14 protein-coding genes, 1 tRNA gene and 2 rRNA genes (1 of these 17 only partly in view) are annotated in these 15,789 nt (G+C 60.9%); 14 read left to right on the forward strand and 3 right to left on the reverse strand.

Annotation, left to right across the window (positions count from 1 at the left end; translation table 11 throughout):
* From DCY11_RS10070 to DCY11_RS10085, 4 genes are all read left to right on the forward strand, one after another.
* A 23S ribosomal RNA gene (locus tag DCY11_RS10070) occupies nt 1–1,916 on the forward strand (it extends 821 nt beyond the left edge of the window).
* 98 nt (nt 1,917–2,014) lie between these two features.
* Nucleotides 2,015–2,129 (forward strand): 5S ribosomal RNA (gene rrf, locus DCY11_RS10075).
* A 245-nt stretch (nt 2,130–2,374) separates the two neighbouring features.
* Nucleotides 2,375–2,713, forward strand: coding sequence for a hypothetical protein (locus tag DCY11_RS10080; protein WP_108682777.1), 339 nt, complete (start codon nt 2,375–2,377; stop codon nt 2,711–2,713).
* 117 nt (nt 2,714–2,830) lie between these two features.
* Complete coding sequence (locus tag DCY11_RS10085) at nt 2,831–3,376, forward strand: formaldehyde-activating enzyme (RefSeq protein WP_045368946.1); 546 nt, start codon at nt 2,831–2,833, stop codon at nt 3,374–3,376.
* A 67-nt stretch (nt 3,377–3,443) separates the two neighbouring features.
* Here DCY11_RS10085 and DCY11_RS10090 read toward each other — a convergent pair whose 3' ends face one another.
* Both DCY11_RS10090 and DCY11_RS10095 read right to left on the reverse strand, forming a co-directional pair.
* Nucleotides 3,444–3,815 carry a YbaN family protein gene (locus DCY11_RS10090; RefSeq protein ID WP_208430442.1) on the reverse strand — a complete coding sequence of 124 codons (372 nt, stop codon included), beginning with the start codon at nt 3,813–3,815 and terminating at the stop codon, nt 3,444–3,446.
* A 50-nt stretch (nt 3,816–3,865) separates the two neighbouring features.
* Nucleotides 3,866–4,513 carry a cell wall hydrolase gene (locus DCY11_RS10095; RefSeq protein ID WP_245409335.1) on the reverse strand — a complete coding sequence of 216 codons (648 nt, stop codon included), beginning with the start codon at nt 4,511–4,513 and terminating at the stop codon, nt 3,866–3,868.
* 414 nt (nt 4,514–4,927) lie between these two features.
* Here DCY11_RS10095 and DCY11_RS10100 point away from each other — a divergent pair, with 414 nt between their 5' ends.
* The gene (locus DCY11_RS10100) at nt 4,928–5,455 is read left to right on the forward strand and encodes a copper chaperone PCu(A)C (protein WP_245409336.1); all 528 of its coding nucleotides are present in this window, start codon (nt 4,928–4,930) and stop codon (nt 5,453–5,455) included.
* 26 nt (nt 5,456–5,481) lie between these two features.
* On the opposite strand, the gene DCY11_RS10105 is transcribed toward DCY11_RS10100, so the two are convergent.
* A complete protein-coding gene (locus DCY11_RS10105) occupies nt 5,482–6,996 on the reverse strand; it encodes a glycosyltransferase family 39 protein (protein WP_108682780.1) in 1,515 nt (504 codons plus the stop codon).
* 159 nt (nt 6,997–7,155) lie between these two features.
* Between DCY11_RS10105 and DCY11_RS10110 the strand changes: the two genes are divergently transcribed.
* The 9 genes from DCY11_RS10110 (at nt 7,156) to DCY11_RS10150 (ending at nt 15,784) form a co-directional block, all read left to right on the forward strand.
* The gene (locus DCY11_RS10110; protein WP_108682781.1) at nt 7,156–7,959 is read left to right on the forward strand and encodes a glycosyltransferase family 2 protein; all 804 of its coding nucleotides are present in this window, start codon (nt 7,156–7,158) and stop codon (nt 7,957–7,959) included.
* A 5-nt stretch (nt 7,960–7,964) separates the two neighbouring features.
* Nucleotides 7,965–8,393 carry a lipid-A-disaccharide synthase N-terminal domain-containing protein gene (locus tag DCY11_RS10115; protein WP_108682782.1) on the forward strand — a complete coding sequence of 143 codons (429 nt, stop codon included), beginning with the start codon at nt 7,965–7,967 and terminating at the stop codon, nt 8,391–8,393.
* A gap of 166 nt (nt 8,394–8,559) precedes the next feature.
* A tRNA-Met gene (locus DCY11_RS10120) sits at nt 8,560–8,636 on the forward strand.
* 329 nt (nt 8,637–8,965) lie between these two features.
* Nucleotides 8,966–9,013 (forward strand): hypothetical protein, encoded by a 48-nt coding sequence (locus DCY11_RS15940; RefSeq protein WP_245409516.1) that lies wholly within the window; start codon nt 8,966–8,968, stop codon nt 9,011–9,013.
* 254 nt (nt 9,014–9,267) lie between these two features.
* Nucleotides 9,268–9,912 (forward strand): ANTAR domain-containing protein, encoded by a 645-nt coding sequence (locus tag DCY11_RS10130; RefSeq protein WP_108682783.1) that lies wholly within the window; start codon nt 9,268–9,270, stop codon nt 9,910–9,912.
* 10 nt (nt 9,913–9,922) lie between these two features.
* Complete coding sequence (locus tag DCY11_RS10135; protein WP_108682784.1) at nt 9,923–11,167, forward strand: CmpA/NrtA family ABC transporter substrate-binding protein; 1,245 nt, start codon at nt 9,923–9,925, stop codon at nt 11,165–11,167.
* A 324-nt stretch (nt 11,168–11,491) separates the two neighbouring features.
* A complete protein-coding gene (locus tag DCY11_RS10140) occupies nt 11,492–12,877 on the forward strand; it encodes a CmpA/NrtA family ABC transporter substrate-binding protein (protein WP_108683783.1) in 1,386 nt (461 codons plus the stop codon).
* Nucleotides 12,878–12,932: 55 nt separating this feature from the next.
* Entirely contained in the window at nt 12,933–14,009 is a 1,077-nt protein-coding gene (locus tag DCY11_RS10145; protein WP_108682785.1) for an ABC transporter permease, read from the forward strand.
* A gap of 11 nt (nt 14,010–14,020) precedes the next feature.
* Complete coding sequence (locus tag DCY11_RS10150) at nt 14,021–15,784, forward strand: ABC transporter ATP-binding protein (protein ID WP_108682786.1); 1,764 nt, start codon at nt 14,021–14,023, stop codon at nt 15,782–15,784.
* Nucleotides 15,785–15,789 lie beyond the last annotated feature (5 nt).

Consider the following 15,789-nt stretch of genomic DNA (forward strand, 5'->3'; position numbering starts at 1 on the left):
GGACGAATACTCTCGGGGGTAGAGCACTGGATGGGCTAGGGGGCCTCACCGGCTTACCAAACCTAACCAAACTCCGAATACCGAGAAGTACTATCCGGCAGACACACTGCGGGTGCTAAGGTCCGTAGTGGAAAGGGAAACAGCCCTGACCGCCAGCTAAGGTCCCAAAGTAATGGCTAAGTGTGAAAGGATGTGAGAATCCCAAAACAACCAGGAGGTTGGCTTAGAAGCAGCCATCCTTTAAAGAAAGCGTAACAGCTCACTGGTCTAAATAAGGGTTCTTGCGCCGACAATGTAACGGGGCTTAAGCCATTCACCGAAGCTGCGGGTGTGCTATGCACGCGGTAGCGGAGCGTTCCGTAAGCCTGCGAAGGAAACTCGCGAGAGTTTCTGGAGGTATCGGAAGAGCGAATGCTGACATGAGTAACGACAAGAAGTGTGAGAGACACTTCCGCCGAAAGTCCAAGGGTTCCTGCGCAATGCTAATCAGCGCAGGGTTAGCCGGCCCCTAAGGCGAGGGCGAAAGCCGTAGTCGATGGGAACCACGTTAATATTCGTGGGCCAGTGGGTGTGTGACGAATTCCGTATATTGTCTGATCTTATCGGATTGATTGGGCAATGAAGGAGTTCCAGGAAATAGCCCCCACGTGAGACCGTACCCTAAACCGACACAGGTGGACTGGTAGAGCATACCAAGGCGCTTGAGAGAACTACGTTGAAGGAACTCGGCAAAATACCCCCGTAACTTCGGGAGAAGGGGGCCCTGCACTTGGGCAACCAGGTGTAGGGGGCACAAGCCAGGGGGTGGCGACTGTTTATTAAAAACATAGGGCTCTGCGAAGTCGCAAGACGACGTATAGGGTCTGACGCCTGCCCGGTGCCGGAAGGTTAAGAGGAGGAGTGCAAGCTCTGAATCGAAGCCCCGGTAAACGGCGGCCGTAACTATAACGGTCCTAAGGTAGCGAAATTCCTTGTCGGGTAAGTTCCGACCTGCACGAATGGCGTAACGACTTCCCCACTGTCTCCAACGTAGACTCAGTGAAATTGAATTCCCCGTGAAGATGCGGGGTTCCTGCGGTTAGACGGAAAGACCCCGTGCACCTTTACTATAGCTTTACACTGGTATTCGTGACTGCATGTGTAGGATAGGTGGGAGACTTTGAACCAGGGGCGCCAGTTCCTGGGGAGTCAACCTTGAAATACCACCCTTGTAATTATGGATATCTAACCGCGACCCGTTATCCGGGCCCGGGACAGTGTATGGTGGGTAGTTTGACTGGGGCGGTCGCCTCCCAAAGAGTAACGGAGGCGTACGAAGGTGGGCTCAAGCTGGTCGGAAATCAGCTGACGAGTGCAATGGCATAAGCCCGCTTGACTGCGAGAGCGACAGTTCGAGCAGAGACGAAAGTCGGTCATAGTGATCCGGTGGTCCCGTGTGGAAGGGCCATCGCTCAACGGATAAAAGGTACGCCGGGGATAACAGGCTGATGATGCCCAAGAGTCCATATCGACGGCATCGTTTGGCACCTCGATGTCGGCTCATCACATCCTGGGGCTGGAGCAGGTCCCAAGGGTTCGGCTGTTCGCCGATTAAAGTGGTACGTGAGCTGGGTTTAGAACGTCGTGAGACAGTTCGGTCCCTATCTGCCGTGGGTGTAGGAGAATTGAGAGGATCTGTCCCTAGTACGAGAGGACCGGGATGGACGTACCTCTGGTGGACCTGTTGTCGCGCCAGCGGCACAGCAGGGTAGCTAAGTACGGAAGGGATAACCGCTGAAAGCATCTAAGCGGGAAGCCCACCTCGAAACTAGTTCTCCCTTGAGAGCCGTGGAAGACCACCACGTTGATAGGCTGGATGTGGAAGCGCAGCAATGCGTGAAGCTAACCAGTACTAATCGCTCGATCGGCTTGATTGCTTTCATTGTCAGTACCCATCCTTTTTCGACGCGCTACCGTGCGTCGAAGGGGCGGGTAAGTTGAGACCAGATTTTCATAACTAACCGTTCTTTGCTGGCCTGGTGATTTTGGCGGAGCGCCTACACCCGATCCCATCCCGAACTCGTCCGTGAAAAGCTCCAGCGCCGATGGTACTAAGTCTCAAGACTTGGGAGAGTAGGTCGTCGCCAGGCTTGCTAAGGACGGTTGGTTGTCTTCTGAGCGCGCGCCGCTATGGCAGGCGCTGCCTCTTGGAGCTTTATCGAGATATTCTCCTCTTCATGATTGTTGGCGCCGCTGTTGTGGCGCCTGTCAAACAAGACCGCCGCCTGGGTTTCCCAGCGGCGGTTTTTTGTTGCCTGTTTTTTGCCGCAGGTCAGACCCCTGAGGGACAAGGCGCGGTAGGCTTGTGTTCCTGACAAGAACAAGAGGGGCGCGAATGAAACGCTTTCCAAATGCATCGTGCTTTGCCGGGATCCTCGCATCGGCCGTGATGCTGGCCGGTCCGGCGCTCGCTTACGACGGCGAGGTCTACACGGTCTGCAAGCTCGACCCGAAAGGTGACAATTATCTGTCTCTGCGCAGTTGCCCGTCGAGCAAGTGTCGGGAGAAACTACGGCTGCGTCCTGGGCAGTTCGTGCTGACGATCGACCCGTCTCCAGAGCGCGGGTGGCGGGCCGTGTTCGTGATGAAAGATATCAATGACGATCGTGCTTATGAGGGCCCCCAAGGCTTTGTTTCCAACAAGTACATTTGCTACGTGGACATGACCGAGTAGCCCGGCGTTTGATAATGCCTGCGGCATTGTACTCGCTTGTAGGCATTGCGATGTGCGGCGCGCCCCGCCATAGTCCGCGCGCAATCACCACAAACCAAACGAGGAACGCGACAGATTATGTCTGACCGTATTGTCATGAGAGTGGGCGAGAGCCTTGTCGCCGGCGGACCGCCCGGCACGGCCGCGGAGCCGGAAGTGGCCATCGGCGAGATGGACGGCCCCATGGGCAGCGCCTTCGCCAATCTCCTTGGAGATCAAGTGAAGGGCCACAGCCGCGTGCTCGCGCTGTTGAACACTGACGTCATGGTGCGCCCGCCGACCATCTGCGTGAGCAAGGTTACGGTGGACGACGCGCGCTACACGAACATCCTCATGGGCACCGTGCAGTACGCGACGGCCATGGGTGTGCTCGACGCGGTACGCTCCGGTGACATCCCGAAGGACAAGGCGGACGAGCTCGGCATCATCGTTTCGGTGTGGCTCAATCCGGGCATCGTCGACGTCGAGGATCTCGACCATCAGATCCTGTTCGACATTCACCGCAAGGCGACCTGGCAGGCCATCAACAAGGCCATGACCTATCAGCCGTCGATCGACTGGCTGCTCGAGAACCAGGACAAGGTCGTCCACAAATATTTCGAGAAGGCGCTGAAGGGCGAGTAGCCGCAGCGTTTGCTTCTGGAAGAATCGTAAGCCGTCGCGGGTGCGCTCGCGGCGGCTTTTTTGTGCCTCAGCGCTTCGGTGGCGCCGGCCTCGACAGCACGAAGGCGGCTGCGGCCGTCAAGACAACGGCCTGAACGGCCAGGATGACCGGGCGCACCCCGAGCACGAGCGAAATTCCAAGGACGGCCACCATCGATGCGACCCCGATGATTTTGGCGCGTCGGTCGATGGCCCCGTGCCGGCGCCAGTCTCTGATTATCGGCCCGAAGATGCCGTGACGGCGTAGCCAGGCATGCCAACGGTCGGATGAGCGTGCGAAGGCAAAGGCTGCGAGCAGCACGAATGGAGTGGTTGGCAAAAGGGGCAATGCAATGCCGACGCCACCCAAGCACAGGGCGGTCACGCCAACAGCAAACCATACGGCTCGGATCGGGTTCATTGCCCACTGCAAGGTAACCAACTGCGGCGCGGCGGCAAGTGATGTCGTCGTTAGCGGCCGGCGGCTTCCGTTTCGCAAGCGAGCGAAATGGCGCCCGGGTCTGCCGCGCCCTCGCACGGAACGCCTGCGGCTGCCGCGCCGGGAACGACCGACGCCGCGCCGGCAAGGATTGTGGAGGCACGCTTGGTCAGATTCTCCACCGGCTTCGCCTTCGCCGTCGAAATGCTACCCGTATATTCATGCTGCCAGCGCCGCCCCGGCTTTAGATAGAAGGCGTTGCCGCCCGCGACCGTCATGTATTTCGCCGGGTAGGGATTCTTGTAGCTGGCCGCGTGAAAGTGCATGGCCGGTCCCACTTTCGGGTGCCGCCCGCCCTTCAGGACGGCATCGCTGGCCGACACCGCGACTTTCATCTGCTTGGGATCCATCCGCTTGGTCAGAACGCCCGGCGCGAACTGTTTGTGCTGGCCGACGACACCGCAGATCGTGTTGGGAAAGCGTTCGGACTCTACTCGGTTCATGACCACCGTTCCGACGGCCATGCTGCCGTCGTAGCTCGAACGGTTGGACTCGAAATACATGGCGCGGACGAGGCACTCGCGCTCGTCCGTGGTTGCGGCCATGGGCAGACCGACGGGACGCCCCGTACAGCCGCTGAGGCACAGCGCGGTTAGAATGACAGCGTTTGCCGCTGCCAAAAATGTCCCCCGGATGGCCAGTCTGGTGTCCCCTCTGTCGCGAAGTCCCCGTCGCCCGGTCCCAATCGCTGGGGTCGGGTAGGTGCGGTTCCGGCCCAGACAGACCGGTACGCGCCAAAGCTAAGCAGCAAAAGTTGCCCTGATATTGACGCCTCGGACTTTCTAGGGTTTCTAGGCCACTAGGCGCCGCCGCTCAACGGATTCCTTCACGCTCCCGGTTGGAATCCCCGTCTTGCGGTAAGAGGGCAGGCCCTCCAAGCACTTGATTCAATGACGCTTGGCAAAGCGACGGAGCGCCGCACGTGACACCACGGCACAACACCCCAGGCCAAAAAGGGCTTAGAAGAACACCCCTGGTTCTGGCTCATTTCAGCTACTAGAGATTGTATATCTATGACGGATTTGGAGACGAGGATGGGGCGTGCGACGAGACACCGGATAGAAATCGTCCTCGCGCTTGCTCTTACCCTAGCTGCTTTCCTCTTCGTCGCCTTGGCCGTCTGGGCCGAGCAAGGGACCGGGATTTCCGTGTCACAAGGCTGGGTCCGTCCGACGATCGGTGAAGGGCGCATTACGGCAGCCTATCTGAAAATCCAGAATATCGGAGACGCCGCCGACGTGCTGCGCGGCGCGAGCTCTCCCAAGGCCGCACGGGTCGAGATCCACGAAACGGAGATGACCGACGAGGGCGTCATGAAGATGAGGCCGCTCGGGGATGGTCTGGCTATCCCGGCTGGAGAAACCGTGACCCTCAAGCCTGGCGGCACCCACATCATGGTCATGGGGCTCGACGGCGCGCTCGCCAAGGGCGCCTCTCTGCCGCTGACGTTGGACTTCGAAAAGGCCGGCGCGGTCGAGATCTCCGTGCCTGCCGGGACAGGACCGTCCGATGCGCCGGGCGAGGCGGACGCCGCCGGCGGGGCCGATCACAGCCATCATTAGTGCACGGGTTGCGCTGCCCAGCGCGCCTATTTGCCGTCGCCGTGGTAGCCCGACAGCACGCAGGCATGAAGCGTCCGCGTCTTATCACGCACCAATGGAATCTGCACCGGCGCTAGCTCGGTCACGTTGTCGAACTTTCCAATGATGCCGCGCCGGCAGGAGTGCACCGAGACCAGTAGAATGGGTTCCGGTACGCCGGCCACGAAGGGCCGCGTCATCTGATAATGGTGATGCGGATCTGCCCTGCGCTTCCAAGCATAGATTGGGGTGTCCACGTCCCGCATGTAGTAGAGCAGCTCGGCAGTCATATCGCGCGTGTCCGCCAGGACGGCCCCATAGCGGCCTTCCGACAGAAGCTTGCGCACCGCGTCCGCCGTCTCCTCCCACGCGATCGACGATCGCAGGAAAGTCAGTTGCTCGAACGGGGCCCAGGTCCGCGCGAACGCCGGGGCAATCCCGATCACGGCCGCGACGAGAATATGCAGAGCCATGGAGATCCCCAGCAGCACGCGGCGCCCATGCTCGATCAGGATCGCCGTCACGAACACCGTGGCGGCGGGATAAGCGGTGGCAGCCCAGTTGCCGTGCGCGCGCGACAGCAAGGCCTGGATGACCAGCGCCAAGAGGATGGGCAGCGAGAAGCTGAGGAGCAGCGTCTTGTTGGGATCGTCCGGGCGGCCGACATAACGGATCGCGGCGCGGACCAGGACGGCAAACAGGATCGGTCCGAACAGCGCAAACTGCGCTCCGACAAATTCCAAGAGCTCGAGCGGATGCACATAAGGCGCACGCCAGCCCATGTTGTCGCCGGTGTGCTTGGCCGTCGGCCAGCCGTGTTCGGCATTCCAGAAGATGTTCGGCGAAAACAGCGCGATGGCGATGAGCGCCGCTACGATCGCGCGGCCGCCCTTGAGCGCCTCGCGTGCCTCGCGCGACACGACGGCATGGCAGGCGATGCACAGCACCGCGTAGATCATGGCCTGCTTGGCCAGCAGACCCGTGCCGATGGCGAGCCCCAAGAGAATGGCGTAGCCCATGCTCTTCTGCTTCACGAGCATGACCCAGAAGAACATCATCAGTGTCCAGAGCAAAATCAGCGGCGCATCGGTCGTGATCAGCGCGGAGGCGTAGGAGACGCCCGGCAGGGTCGCGAAGACGATGGCCGTCCAGAACCCGACGCGTGCATTGAAGAGCGTGCGGGCGATGACGAAGAGCACTCCGGACGTGAGCGTATAGAGGATTGGGGAGGCGGCCCGCGTGCAGGCCTCCGACAGGCCGCAGGTCTCGCCCATGGCCCGGATGACCCAAGCGATCAACGGCGGCTTGGAGAAATAGCCGAAGTCGAGGTCGCGCGACCAGGTCCAGTACTGGGCCTCGTCCATGACGAAATCGATCTTGGACGCGTAGAGCGCCAGCAGCCGGAAAGCCAGCAGAATGCCGAGGCACAGGAGCGTCAGAAGGGCGTAGCCCCTGTCGGACAAAGGCGGTCCAAACAGCGCGCCGGACGGCCCGGTCGCTTGCGATTTTTCGTGGGCGGACAAGATGGCTTCCTCTGGAGGGGCTAGGCGAGCGTCTCAACCCCTAGAGGGCTGAAATATTTAACAGAATTATGTCAGGAGTGGTGCATCCTACATCTGGACGTCAATCTTGAACATCACTATGGTCGCTTCGACCACCACTCGCGTTCCGTAGGGGATCATATGCCAGGCGATTTGGCGCCGGGCGGCGCCGTCCGCATCTCCGTTGTTATTCCTGCGTTCAACGAGCAAGGCAATATTGGTCGTCTGATCGAGGAGACCTACGCCGCCGTGCCCGAGCCCATTCTCGGGGAGGTGATCGTTGTCGACGATGCCAGTGACGACGCGACGGCGGCCGAAATCAAAGCTTTGATCCCCGCGCACGGGACGTTGCGCTATTTGCGTCATGGCCGCCGGGCCGGCCAGAGCGCCTCGATGCGCACGGCGATCACGGCGGCGCGTTTCCCGGTGGTGGCCACCATGGACGGCGACGGCCAGAACGACCCGGCGGACATCGCTGGACTTTTCGAGAAGCTCGGCGAGCCGGGTTCGGAGCCTGCTCTTGTCGGAGGCGTACGGGCCTCGCGCAAGGATACGGGCTCCAAGCGCTTCGCCTCCCGTTTCGCCAACTGGCTCCGCGACAAGGTCCTGGACGATGGCTGCCCCGATACCGGATGCGGCATCAAGGTCTATCACCGTGACGCCTATCTGGCGCTGCCCTTCTTCACCAGCATGCACCGCTATCTTCCGGCCTTTTTCTTGACCTATGGCCATCAGGTGAGCTTCGCACCGGTCAACGATCGCCCGCGTCTGGCAGGGCACTCGAAATACACCAATTTGGGCCGTGCGCTGATCGGTATCTACGATCTCGTCGGCGTAAGTTGGCTGCGCAAGCGCACCGATATTCCGCCCGTGGCCGAGCACGTCCACGGCGATGCCGCGAAGACTGGCGAGCGGCATATTCAACTTGTAAGCCAGAGAGGGTAACGCCCATGTTCGAGGGCCTCGCACAATGGTGGGCCGACAAGTCCGCCGCGGAACTGATTTGGCTTGGAATCGGCCTGTTCGCGCAGCTCATGTTCTCGATGCGATTCCTGATTCAGTGGATCGCCACCGAGCGCGCGCGCGCCTCCATCGTGCCCGAGACGTTTTGGTATTTCAGCTTCCTCGGCGGCCTCATGCTGTTGAGCTACGCCATCCACCGTATGGATCCGGTCTTCATCATCGGCCAGGCCACGGGGCTGATCATCTACTCCCGCAACATCTACTTCATCTGGCAGGGAAAAAGGGTCGATGAGGGCCCCCGGATGTCCCGGTGGAGGGCGAGGCCAAACCGGCCAAGGGGGTTTGAGGCCAGCGTTCTGAGGCCGTTGGCGGGGAGCAAGGCTTGCGGCACGCCGGGCTTTACAAAGCTGTCGTGAATCCCCTATTAAGGGACCAGCGCCGCAGGCCGATAGGGCCGCGTAAGTTTAGCGGTTTCAAACATCTTCGAACCTCTCTATAGGTTCTCCCCCTTCGCGGCGGGCCCATCCAGGCGCCCTCGCAGCCTAGGGGCGGCCCTTTGTTCCCAAAGGCCACTTGAATTGACGCGGGGTGGAGCAGCCCGGTAGCTCGTCAGGCTCATAACCTGAAGGTCGTAGGTTCAAATCCTACCCCCGCAACCACTTTTACCGAACGGGTCATTCTCGCATTGAGGACAGGCTCTTTCGCCTTCCCTTTCTCCAAGCCGACCTCGATCATCTGGGCAATTTCGCCGACGATCTCAATGTCGAAGCCGCCCTTGGTAGGGGTAGCGGTGACGCTGTTGAGGAGACCCCGTAGTGCCTGAATGGCTTCATCCCGAATCTCAGGTTCTTGGAGGGCCCCCTGCAATTGCTCCACTTTCTTTCGATAGAGCTTCGCTAGATTCGGATGGAGGCGGACTGGAGGGGCCTCCGGGGGGCGGCGCTCAAGTGGCCGCGATGCGCTCGATGAACGCTATGCTCGTGGAGAGATTGACCGCGAGGAATATCTCCAGAAGAAACGGGATCTAGACGACTAGCCGCTCCGCGTTTGATCCTCAATGCCCGCTTATGGCACGAACCAGACGTGCCTGCCTGCCGGTTCCCAGGCCGATTTTGACCCTAAGCGAGCGTGACATGACCCTGTGCAAATAGCCGGGGTTAACTCAACACAGGCGGTGCCTTGTTTCTCGGTCATGCCTAGTCCTCGATAGGCTCTCTTTGTGTCCACCGACGTAGGGCGCCGGCCCGGTCGCAAACGAAAGGCTTGCGCGCGCGGGGCCCCGGAGTGAATATGGTGCGATGCACAATAAGGGCCCCGGCGCCATTGGCCTTCTCCGTCTTCGATAGTCCCGACAGCACGCTCAAGATTCTCGTCATCGACGAGACGCCCATCCGGCGTGCGATACTGGAAAACGGCCTGAAAGAGGCCGGTTTCTCGGACGTCACCATGCTCGATAGCGCCAGTCATCTTGTCGAGCACATCTACAAGCTCGATCCGGACGTCATCCTTATTGATCTGGAAAATCCAAGCCGCGACGTACTCGAGCAGATGTTCCAGGTCTCCCGCGCCGTTCGGCGTCCCATCGCCATGTTCGTGGAACAGAGCGACAAGGCGACGATCGAGGAAGCGATCGATGCCGGCGTCAGTGCCTACATTGTCGACGGACTGAAAAAGGAGCGGGTCAGGCCAATCCTTGAGATGACCGTTTCGCGCTTCAAGGCGTTTGATCGTCTGCGGACAGAGTTGGAAGAGACAAAGAGTGCCCTGAAAGACCGCAAAGTCATCGACAGGGCCAAGGGCATCTTGATGAAGAGCCGGGGCATGAGCGAAGACGAGGCGTACGGCCTCCTGCGCAAGACGGCCATGGGTCAGGGCAAACGCCTCGCGGACGTCGCCGAAGGCCTCGTCAGCTCGTTCGAGCTGCTAAAGGACTAGGACGCAAGGGATGCACGAACCGAAACCGATCAGACGACATGAGCGCGTGCTCCACGCGGGATTCATCCCATTGCTCGATTGCGCACCGCTCGTCATTGCCCGTGAGTGCGGTTTCGACCAGCAGTTCGGTTTTTCATTCCAGCTTCATCGCGAAGTGTCCTGGGCCAACATCCGTGACAAGCTCGACGTTGGTGTCTTCGACTGCGCTCACATGCTGGCGCCCATGCCGATTGCTGCGACGCTCGGTCTCGGGCGCGCCACAGAGCCTGTCATTGCGCCGATGTCGCTGAGCCTCAATGGCAATGCCATCACGGTATCCAAGAGCCTCTTCGATGAGATGTGCCGAGCCGACGAGCAGTCGGCGCGAGCGGGCGGCATGGCACCGGCGAAGGCGCTAGCCCAGGTCGTTCGCGTGCGAAATGCAGAAGGAGGCACACCGCTGACCTTCGGCATGGTCTACCCATTTTCATGCCATAACTATGATCTTCGGGCTTGGCTCGCTGCCGCCGGGATCGATCCGGACAACGACATCAATCTTGTGGTCGTGCCGCCTCCGTTGATCGCCGAGCAATTGAAGGCAGGCCGTGTTGATGGCTTCTGCGTCGGCCAGCCATGGAACAGCGTCGCTGTCGAGGATGGCCAAGGCGTTATCGTCGCAACCAAGAATCAGATTTGGCCGCTGAGTCCCGAGAAGGTTCTCGGCGTCCGCGAAGAATGGGCGGAGGGTAATGCCGCGCTGCTGAGCGATGCCATGCGGGCGCTAGCTGCCGCTTGTGCGTGGCTCGACGAGCCGGACAACCGGGTAGAGGCTGCAAAGATCTTAGCTGCGCCTCATTATGTCGGGGTATCCGAGCACATTTTGGAGCAGCCTTTGACCGGACACCTAAAGCTCGGTGGAGAAACACCCGATATCGCCGACCCCGATTGTGTGGTGTTCAACCGCTACACCGCGAACTTCCCGTGGCGATCCCATGCGGTGTGGATCATCATGCAGATGATCCGTTGGGGACAGGTACGCGATCCGTTCGACATTCTGGCCCTGGCGGAGCGCGTCTACCGGCCCGACGTCTATCGGGCCGCGCTCGCCGGGTCGGGCATCGAAATCCCCGATCGCGACTGCAAGCCCGAAGGGCAAGACGGCGGTTTTTTCGGCGACGCGCACTTCGACCCTGAGGATGTGATCGGCTTGCTGAAAGCGCTTCCGATCCGGACTGCCGGGGCCGATCTTGAGGCCTTCGCCGAGCACAATCTCTGAGATCAGCGTGCGCGGAATTGCCGTTCTCGCCAGCATTTGCCTGCACGCAGTGCACAAGGGTTATGCAGCCCGCCGAAAAGGCTTTGGACCTCAAACGAGCGCAAGTCATTGATTTTGCGTCGTAAGTAAGGCCGTGGGAACGTTGGCACGCATCTTGATAGTTTAAGCCCGAGCGAAGGAACGACCCTTCCTAACAATTCATTCGCGGTCCAAAGGCGGGCCGCACCAGGCAACGCTGCCTCGAAAGCCAACTGCGTCCGCAGTCGGTTTCTCGATGCAGCGTTTTTTGTTTTGCGCGCCTGAAAGGCGAACTGGGAGATGACAATGCTGAGTTTGACCAAGATTCGGAGGACGGTGGCTCTGTTTTGCGCAAGCCTTGCTGTGGCGTATGGGCTGACGCTCGACCATGGCGCCGCGGCCGAGCCCGAGAAGGACGTTTTGAAATTCGGCTTCATCAAGCTGACGGATATGGCGCCGCTCGCCATCGCCAAGGAGAAGTTCTTCTTCGAGGACGAAGGCCTCCAGGTTGAGCTCGAAGCTCAGGCCAATTGGAAGGTTCTGCTTGACCGGGTGATCACCGGCGAACTTGACGGCGCCCACATGCTGGCGGGTCAGCCACTTGGCGCCACCATCGGCTACGGCACGCAAGCCGATGTCGTCACCGCCTTCTCCATGGATCTCAACGGTAACGCTATCACCGTCTCCAACGATGTCTTCGAGCAGATGAAGGAGCACATCGAGAAGGGCGAAGACGGCAAGCCGAAACATCCCATTTCTGCCGCCGCGTTGAAGCCTGTCGTCGAGCGTTACAAGGCGGACGGCAAGCCCTTCAACATGGGCATGGTGTTCCCGGTCTCGACGCACAACTACGAGCTTCGCTATTGGCTCGCCGCGGGCGGCCTCAAGCCGGGCTTCTATTCGCCGGACAACACCGCCGGCCAGGTCGATGCCGATGTGCTGCTGTCGGTGACGCCACCGCCGCAAATGCCGGCGACGATGGAGGCCGGTACGATCCTTGGCTACTGCGTCGGCGAGCCCTGGAATCAGGCGGCCGTATTCAAGGGCATCGGCGTTCCCGTAATCACCGACCACGGAATCTGGAAGTACAACCCGGAGAAGGTTTTCGGTGTCACCGAGAAGTGGGCTGAAGAAAATCCCAACACGCACCTCGCCGTTGTGAAGGCGCTGATCCGCGCCGGCCAATGGCTGGACGATCCGGCCAATCGTGAAGAAGCGGTCGAGATCCTGTCGCGCTCGGAATATGTGGGCGCCGACGAGGAAGTGATCGCGAACTCCATGACGGGTTCCTTCGAATACGAGAAGGGGGACAAGCGTCCCGCGCCCGACTTCAACGTCTTCTTCAAGCACTTTGCGACCTACCCCTATTACTCCGACGCGGTCTGGTACCTGACCCAGATGCGCCGCTGGGGCCAGATCGAGAACTCCAAGTCGGACGACTGGTACTTCGAGACCGCGAAGAAGGTCTACCGGCCGGACATCTACATGCAGGCGGCCGAAGCCCTGATCGAAGACGGCTACGCGGAGAAGGAAGACTTTCCCTTCGACACGGACGGCTTCAAAGCGCCGACGGCGGAGTTCATCGACGGCATCGAGTACGACGGCAAGAAGCCGAACGACTACCTGTCAAAATTCCCGATCGGCTTGAAAGACAAGCAGACCGTCGCAGGCACGGGCGTGGTGGGCGGTTGATGCCCTCCGTTCGCCCGGCGCCCAATCGATTTTTTGGACAAGAGGACAGCACACGATGAGCATCGCAGATGACGCCGGCATCCCGCCGCAGCCGCCGCTGAAGGAAAGGTTAGCTCCAACCTTCGAGCGGGCCGATCGCGCGCTGACGCCGCTCGGCCTCGGCTGGGCCGTTCCGATCGCACGGCTTTGCGTGGGCGACCGGCCGCAGCAGCAGATCAAGTCGATTTGGCACAGCCTGCTCGTACCGTTGATCGCCATCGGCATTTTTCTCGGCCTGTGGGCCGCGCTCGCCCCGCGGGTCGTGACCTCGCTCGGCGCCATTCCAGGTCCCGTCGCCGTCGCCGAACAGGCCGGCGTCCTGTGGCAGGACCACCTGTCGGAGCGCGACAAGGAGGCGGCCTATTACGAGCGCCAGGAGAAGCGCAATGCGGCCAAGCTCGCCAAGGCTCCCGATGCGACGGTGAAATGGCGCAGCTATATCGGCCGTCCTACCTTCATCGATCAGATCTTCACGTCGCTGCTGACGGTGTTCACGGGCTTCCTGCTGGCCAGCCTGATCGCCATTCCGCTTGGCGTGCTCTGCGGCCTCTCGAGCACGTTCAACGCGGCGCTCAATCCCATTGTGCAGATATTCAAGCCCGTCTCGCCCTTGGCCTGGCTGCCGATCGTGACCATGGTTGTGTCGGCGGTCTACGTCGAAGAGATCGCGGGTTTCCCGAAGAGCTTCGTCACGTCCGCCGTGACGGTGACGCTGTGCTCGCTCTGGCCGACGCTCATCAACACGGCGATCGGCGTCGCCTCGATTGACCGGGATCTCGTCAATGTCGGACGCGTCCTGAAGCTGCCCTGGCACACGAAGGTGTTCAAGGTCGTGCTGCCGTCGGCGCTGCCATACATCTTTACCGGTTTGCGCCTGTCACTCGGCGTCGGCTGGATGGTGCTCATCGCCGCGGAAATGCTGGCGCAGAATCCGGGTCTTGGAAAGTTCGTCTGGGACGAGTTCCAGAACGGATCCTCCGACTCGCTCGCCCGCATCATGGTCGCCGTCCTGACCATCGGCATCATCGGCTTCCTGCTCGACCGCGTGATGGTCGCTTTGCAGACAGCCATCACCCATAGCCCGAGCCGGTAGGAGCGCGACCCATGTCGATACTCGAACTCAAGGGCGTTCATGCGGGCTACGGCACCGGTGCCAACCGTACGGAAGTGCTCAAGGACCTGGACCTGGCGATCGAGGACGGCGAGTTCCTCGCGATCCTCGGGTTCTCCGGGACAGGCAAGACCACGTTGATCTCGCTGCTCGCCGGCCTGAAGGCCGCCGACAAGGGCAAGGTCTTGTTCAAGGGGGAAGCGGTCGATGGGCCAGGGCCGGAGCGCGGCGTTGCTTTCCAAAGCTACGCGCTCATGCCCTGGCTCACGGTCGAGGAAAATATCGGCCTTGCTGTTGGCGCGGTTCATGCGTCCGCCTCCAAGTCGGAGTGCAAGGAACTGACCGATACCTATATGAGCATGGTTGGGCTCACCCATGCGCGCGATCGCCGTCCTGCCGAATTGTCGGGCGGCATGCGGCAGCGCGTATCGGTCGCCCGCGCGCTTGCGATGCAGCCGGAGGTCTTGCTCCTCGATGAGCCTCTTTCGGCGCTCGATGCGCTGACGCGGGCGAAGTTGCAGGACGAGTTCGCGGAAATCCGCGCCAAGACCAAGGCGACGTTCGTCTTGATCACCAACGATGTGGACGAGGCCATCATCTTAGCTGACCGCATCGTGCCGCTTAATCCGGATGGTACGCTCGGACCGGATTACACAGTCGATATCGCACGTCCGCGCGATCGCGTGGCATTGAACCACGACGAGACCTTCCATCGTTTGCGCTCCGACATCACGGCCTATCTGATGGAGGCGGGCGAGCTGCGGAAGAGCGCGGGCGAGAGCGGTATTGCGCTGCCCAACGTCGTGCCGTTCCACGCGAGCGAAGAGGCGCAGCCCGACGAGGCGCTTCCGGCGGCCTATGCGAAAGCCGCCGCCGAAACCATGCGCGAAGACCGCTATCTCGATTTCAGCCAGATCTCGAAAACTTTCGCGACGCCGAACGGGCCGCTGACCGTGGTTGACGGTTTCGATCTCAAGATGAAGAAGGGCGAATTCATCTCGCTCATTGGTCATTCTGGTTGCGGCAAGTCCACGGTTCTGTCCATGGCGGCCGGTCTTCAAGACGTCACCCAAGGCGGCATCTTTCTCGACAATCGCCAAGTGCATGAGGCTGGGCCCGACCGGGCCGTTGTGTTCCAGGCGCCATCCCTGGTGCCGTGGCTCACAGCCGAGCAGAACGTCGCCCTAGGTGTGGACCGGGTCTACCCCGACGCCACGCGAGCCGAACGCCAGGACGTCGTGCACTACTACCTGGAGCGCGTTGGTCTCGGCGACGCGATGCAAAAGAACGCAGCAGAGCTCTCCAACGGCATGAAGCAGCGCGTCGGGCTGGCCCGCGCCTTTGCCTTGTCGCCGAAGCTTCTCCTGCTCGATGAGCCCTTCGGCATGCTCGACAGCCTGACGCGCTGGGCCTTGCAGGAAGTCTTGATGGAAGTGTGGACGCGCACGTCAGTGACGGCCGTCTGCGTGACCCACGACGTGGACGAAGCCATCTTGCTCGCCGACCGGGTTGTCATGATGACCAACGGTCCTCATGCGCGAGTCGGACGGATCGTCGACATCGATATTCCGCGGCCGCGCACCCGCAAGGCGCTTCTCGAGCATCCCCGCTACTACGAATACCGCGAGGCCGTGCTCGGTTTCCTGGACGAGTACGAGCACGGTGCGGTGAGTAAGTCGGAGACGGAAGGCGCCGATTCCAACGACGAAAGCGAAATCGCGCCGGCTGGCAACAAGACGCTCGAGGCCGCCGCGTGAAAGGT

Origin of the sequence: Methyloceanibacter sp. wino2, assembly GCF_003071365.1 — a bacterium.
GTDB lineage: Bacteria > Pseudomonadota > Alphaproteobacteria > Rhizobiales > Methyloligellaceae > Methyloceanibacter.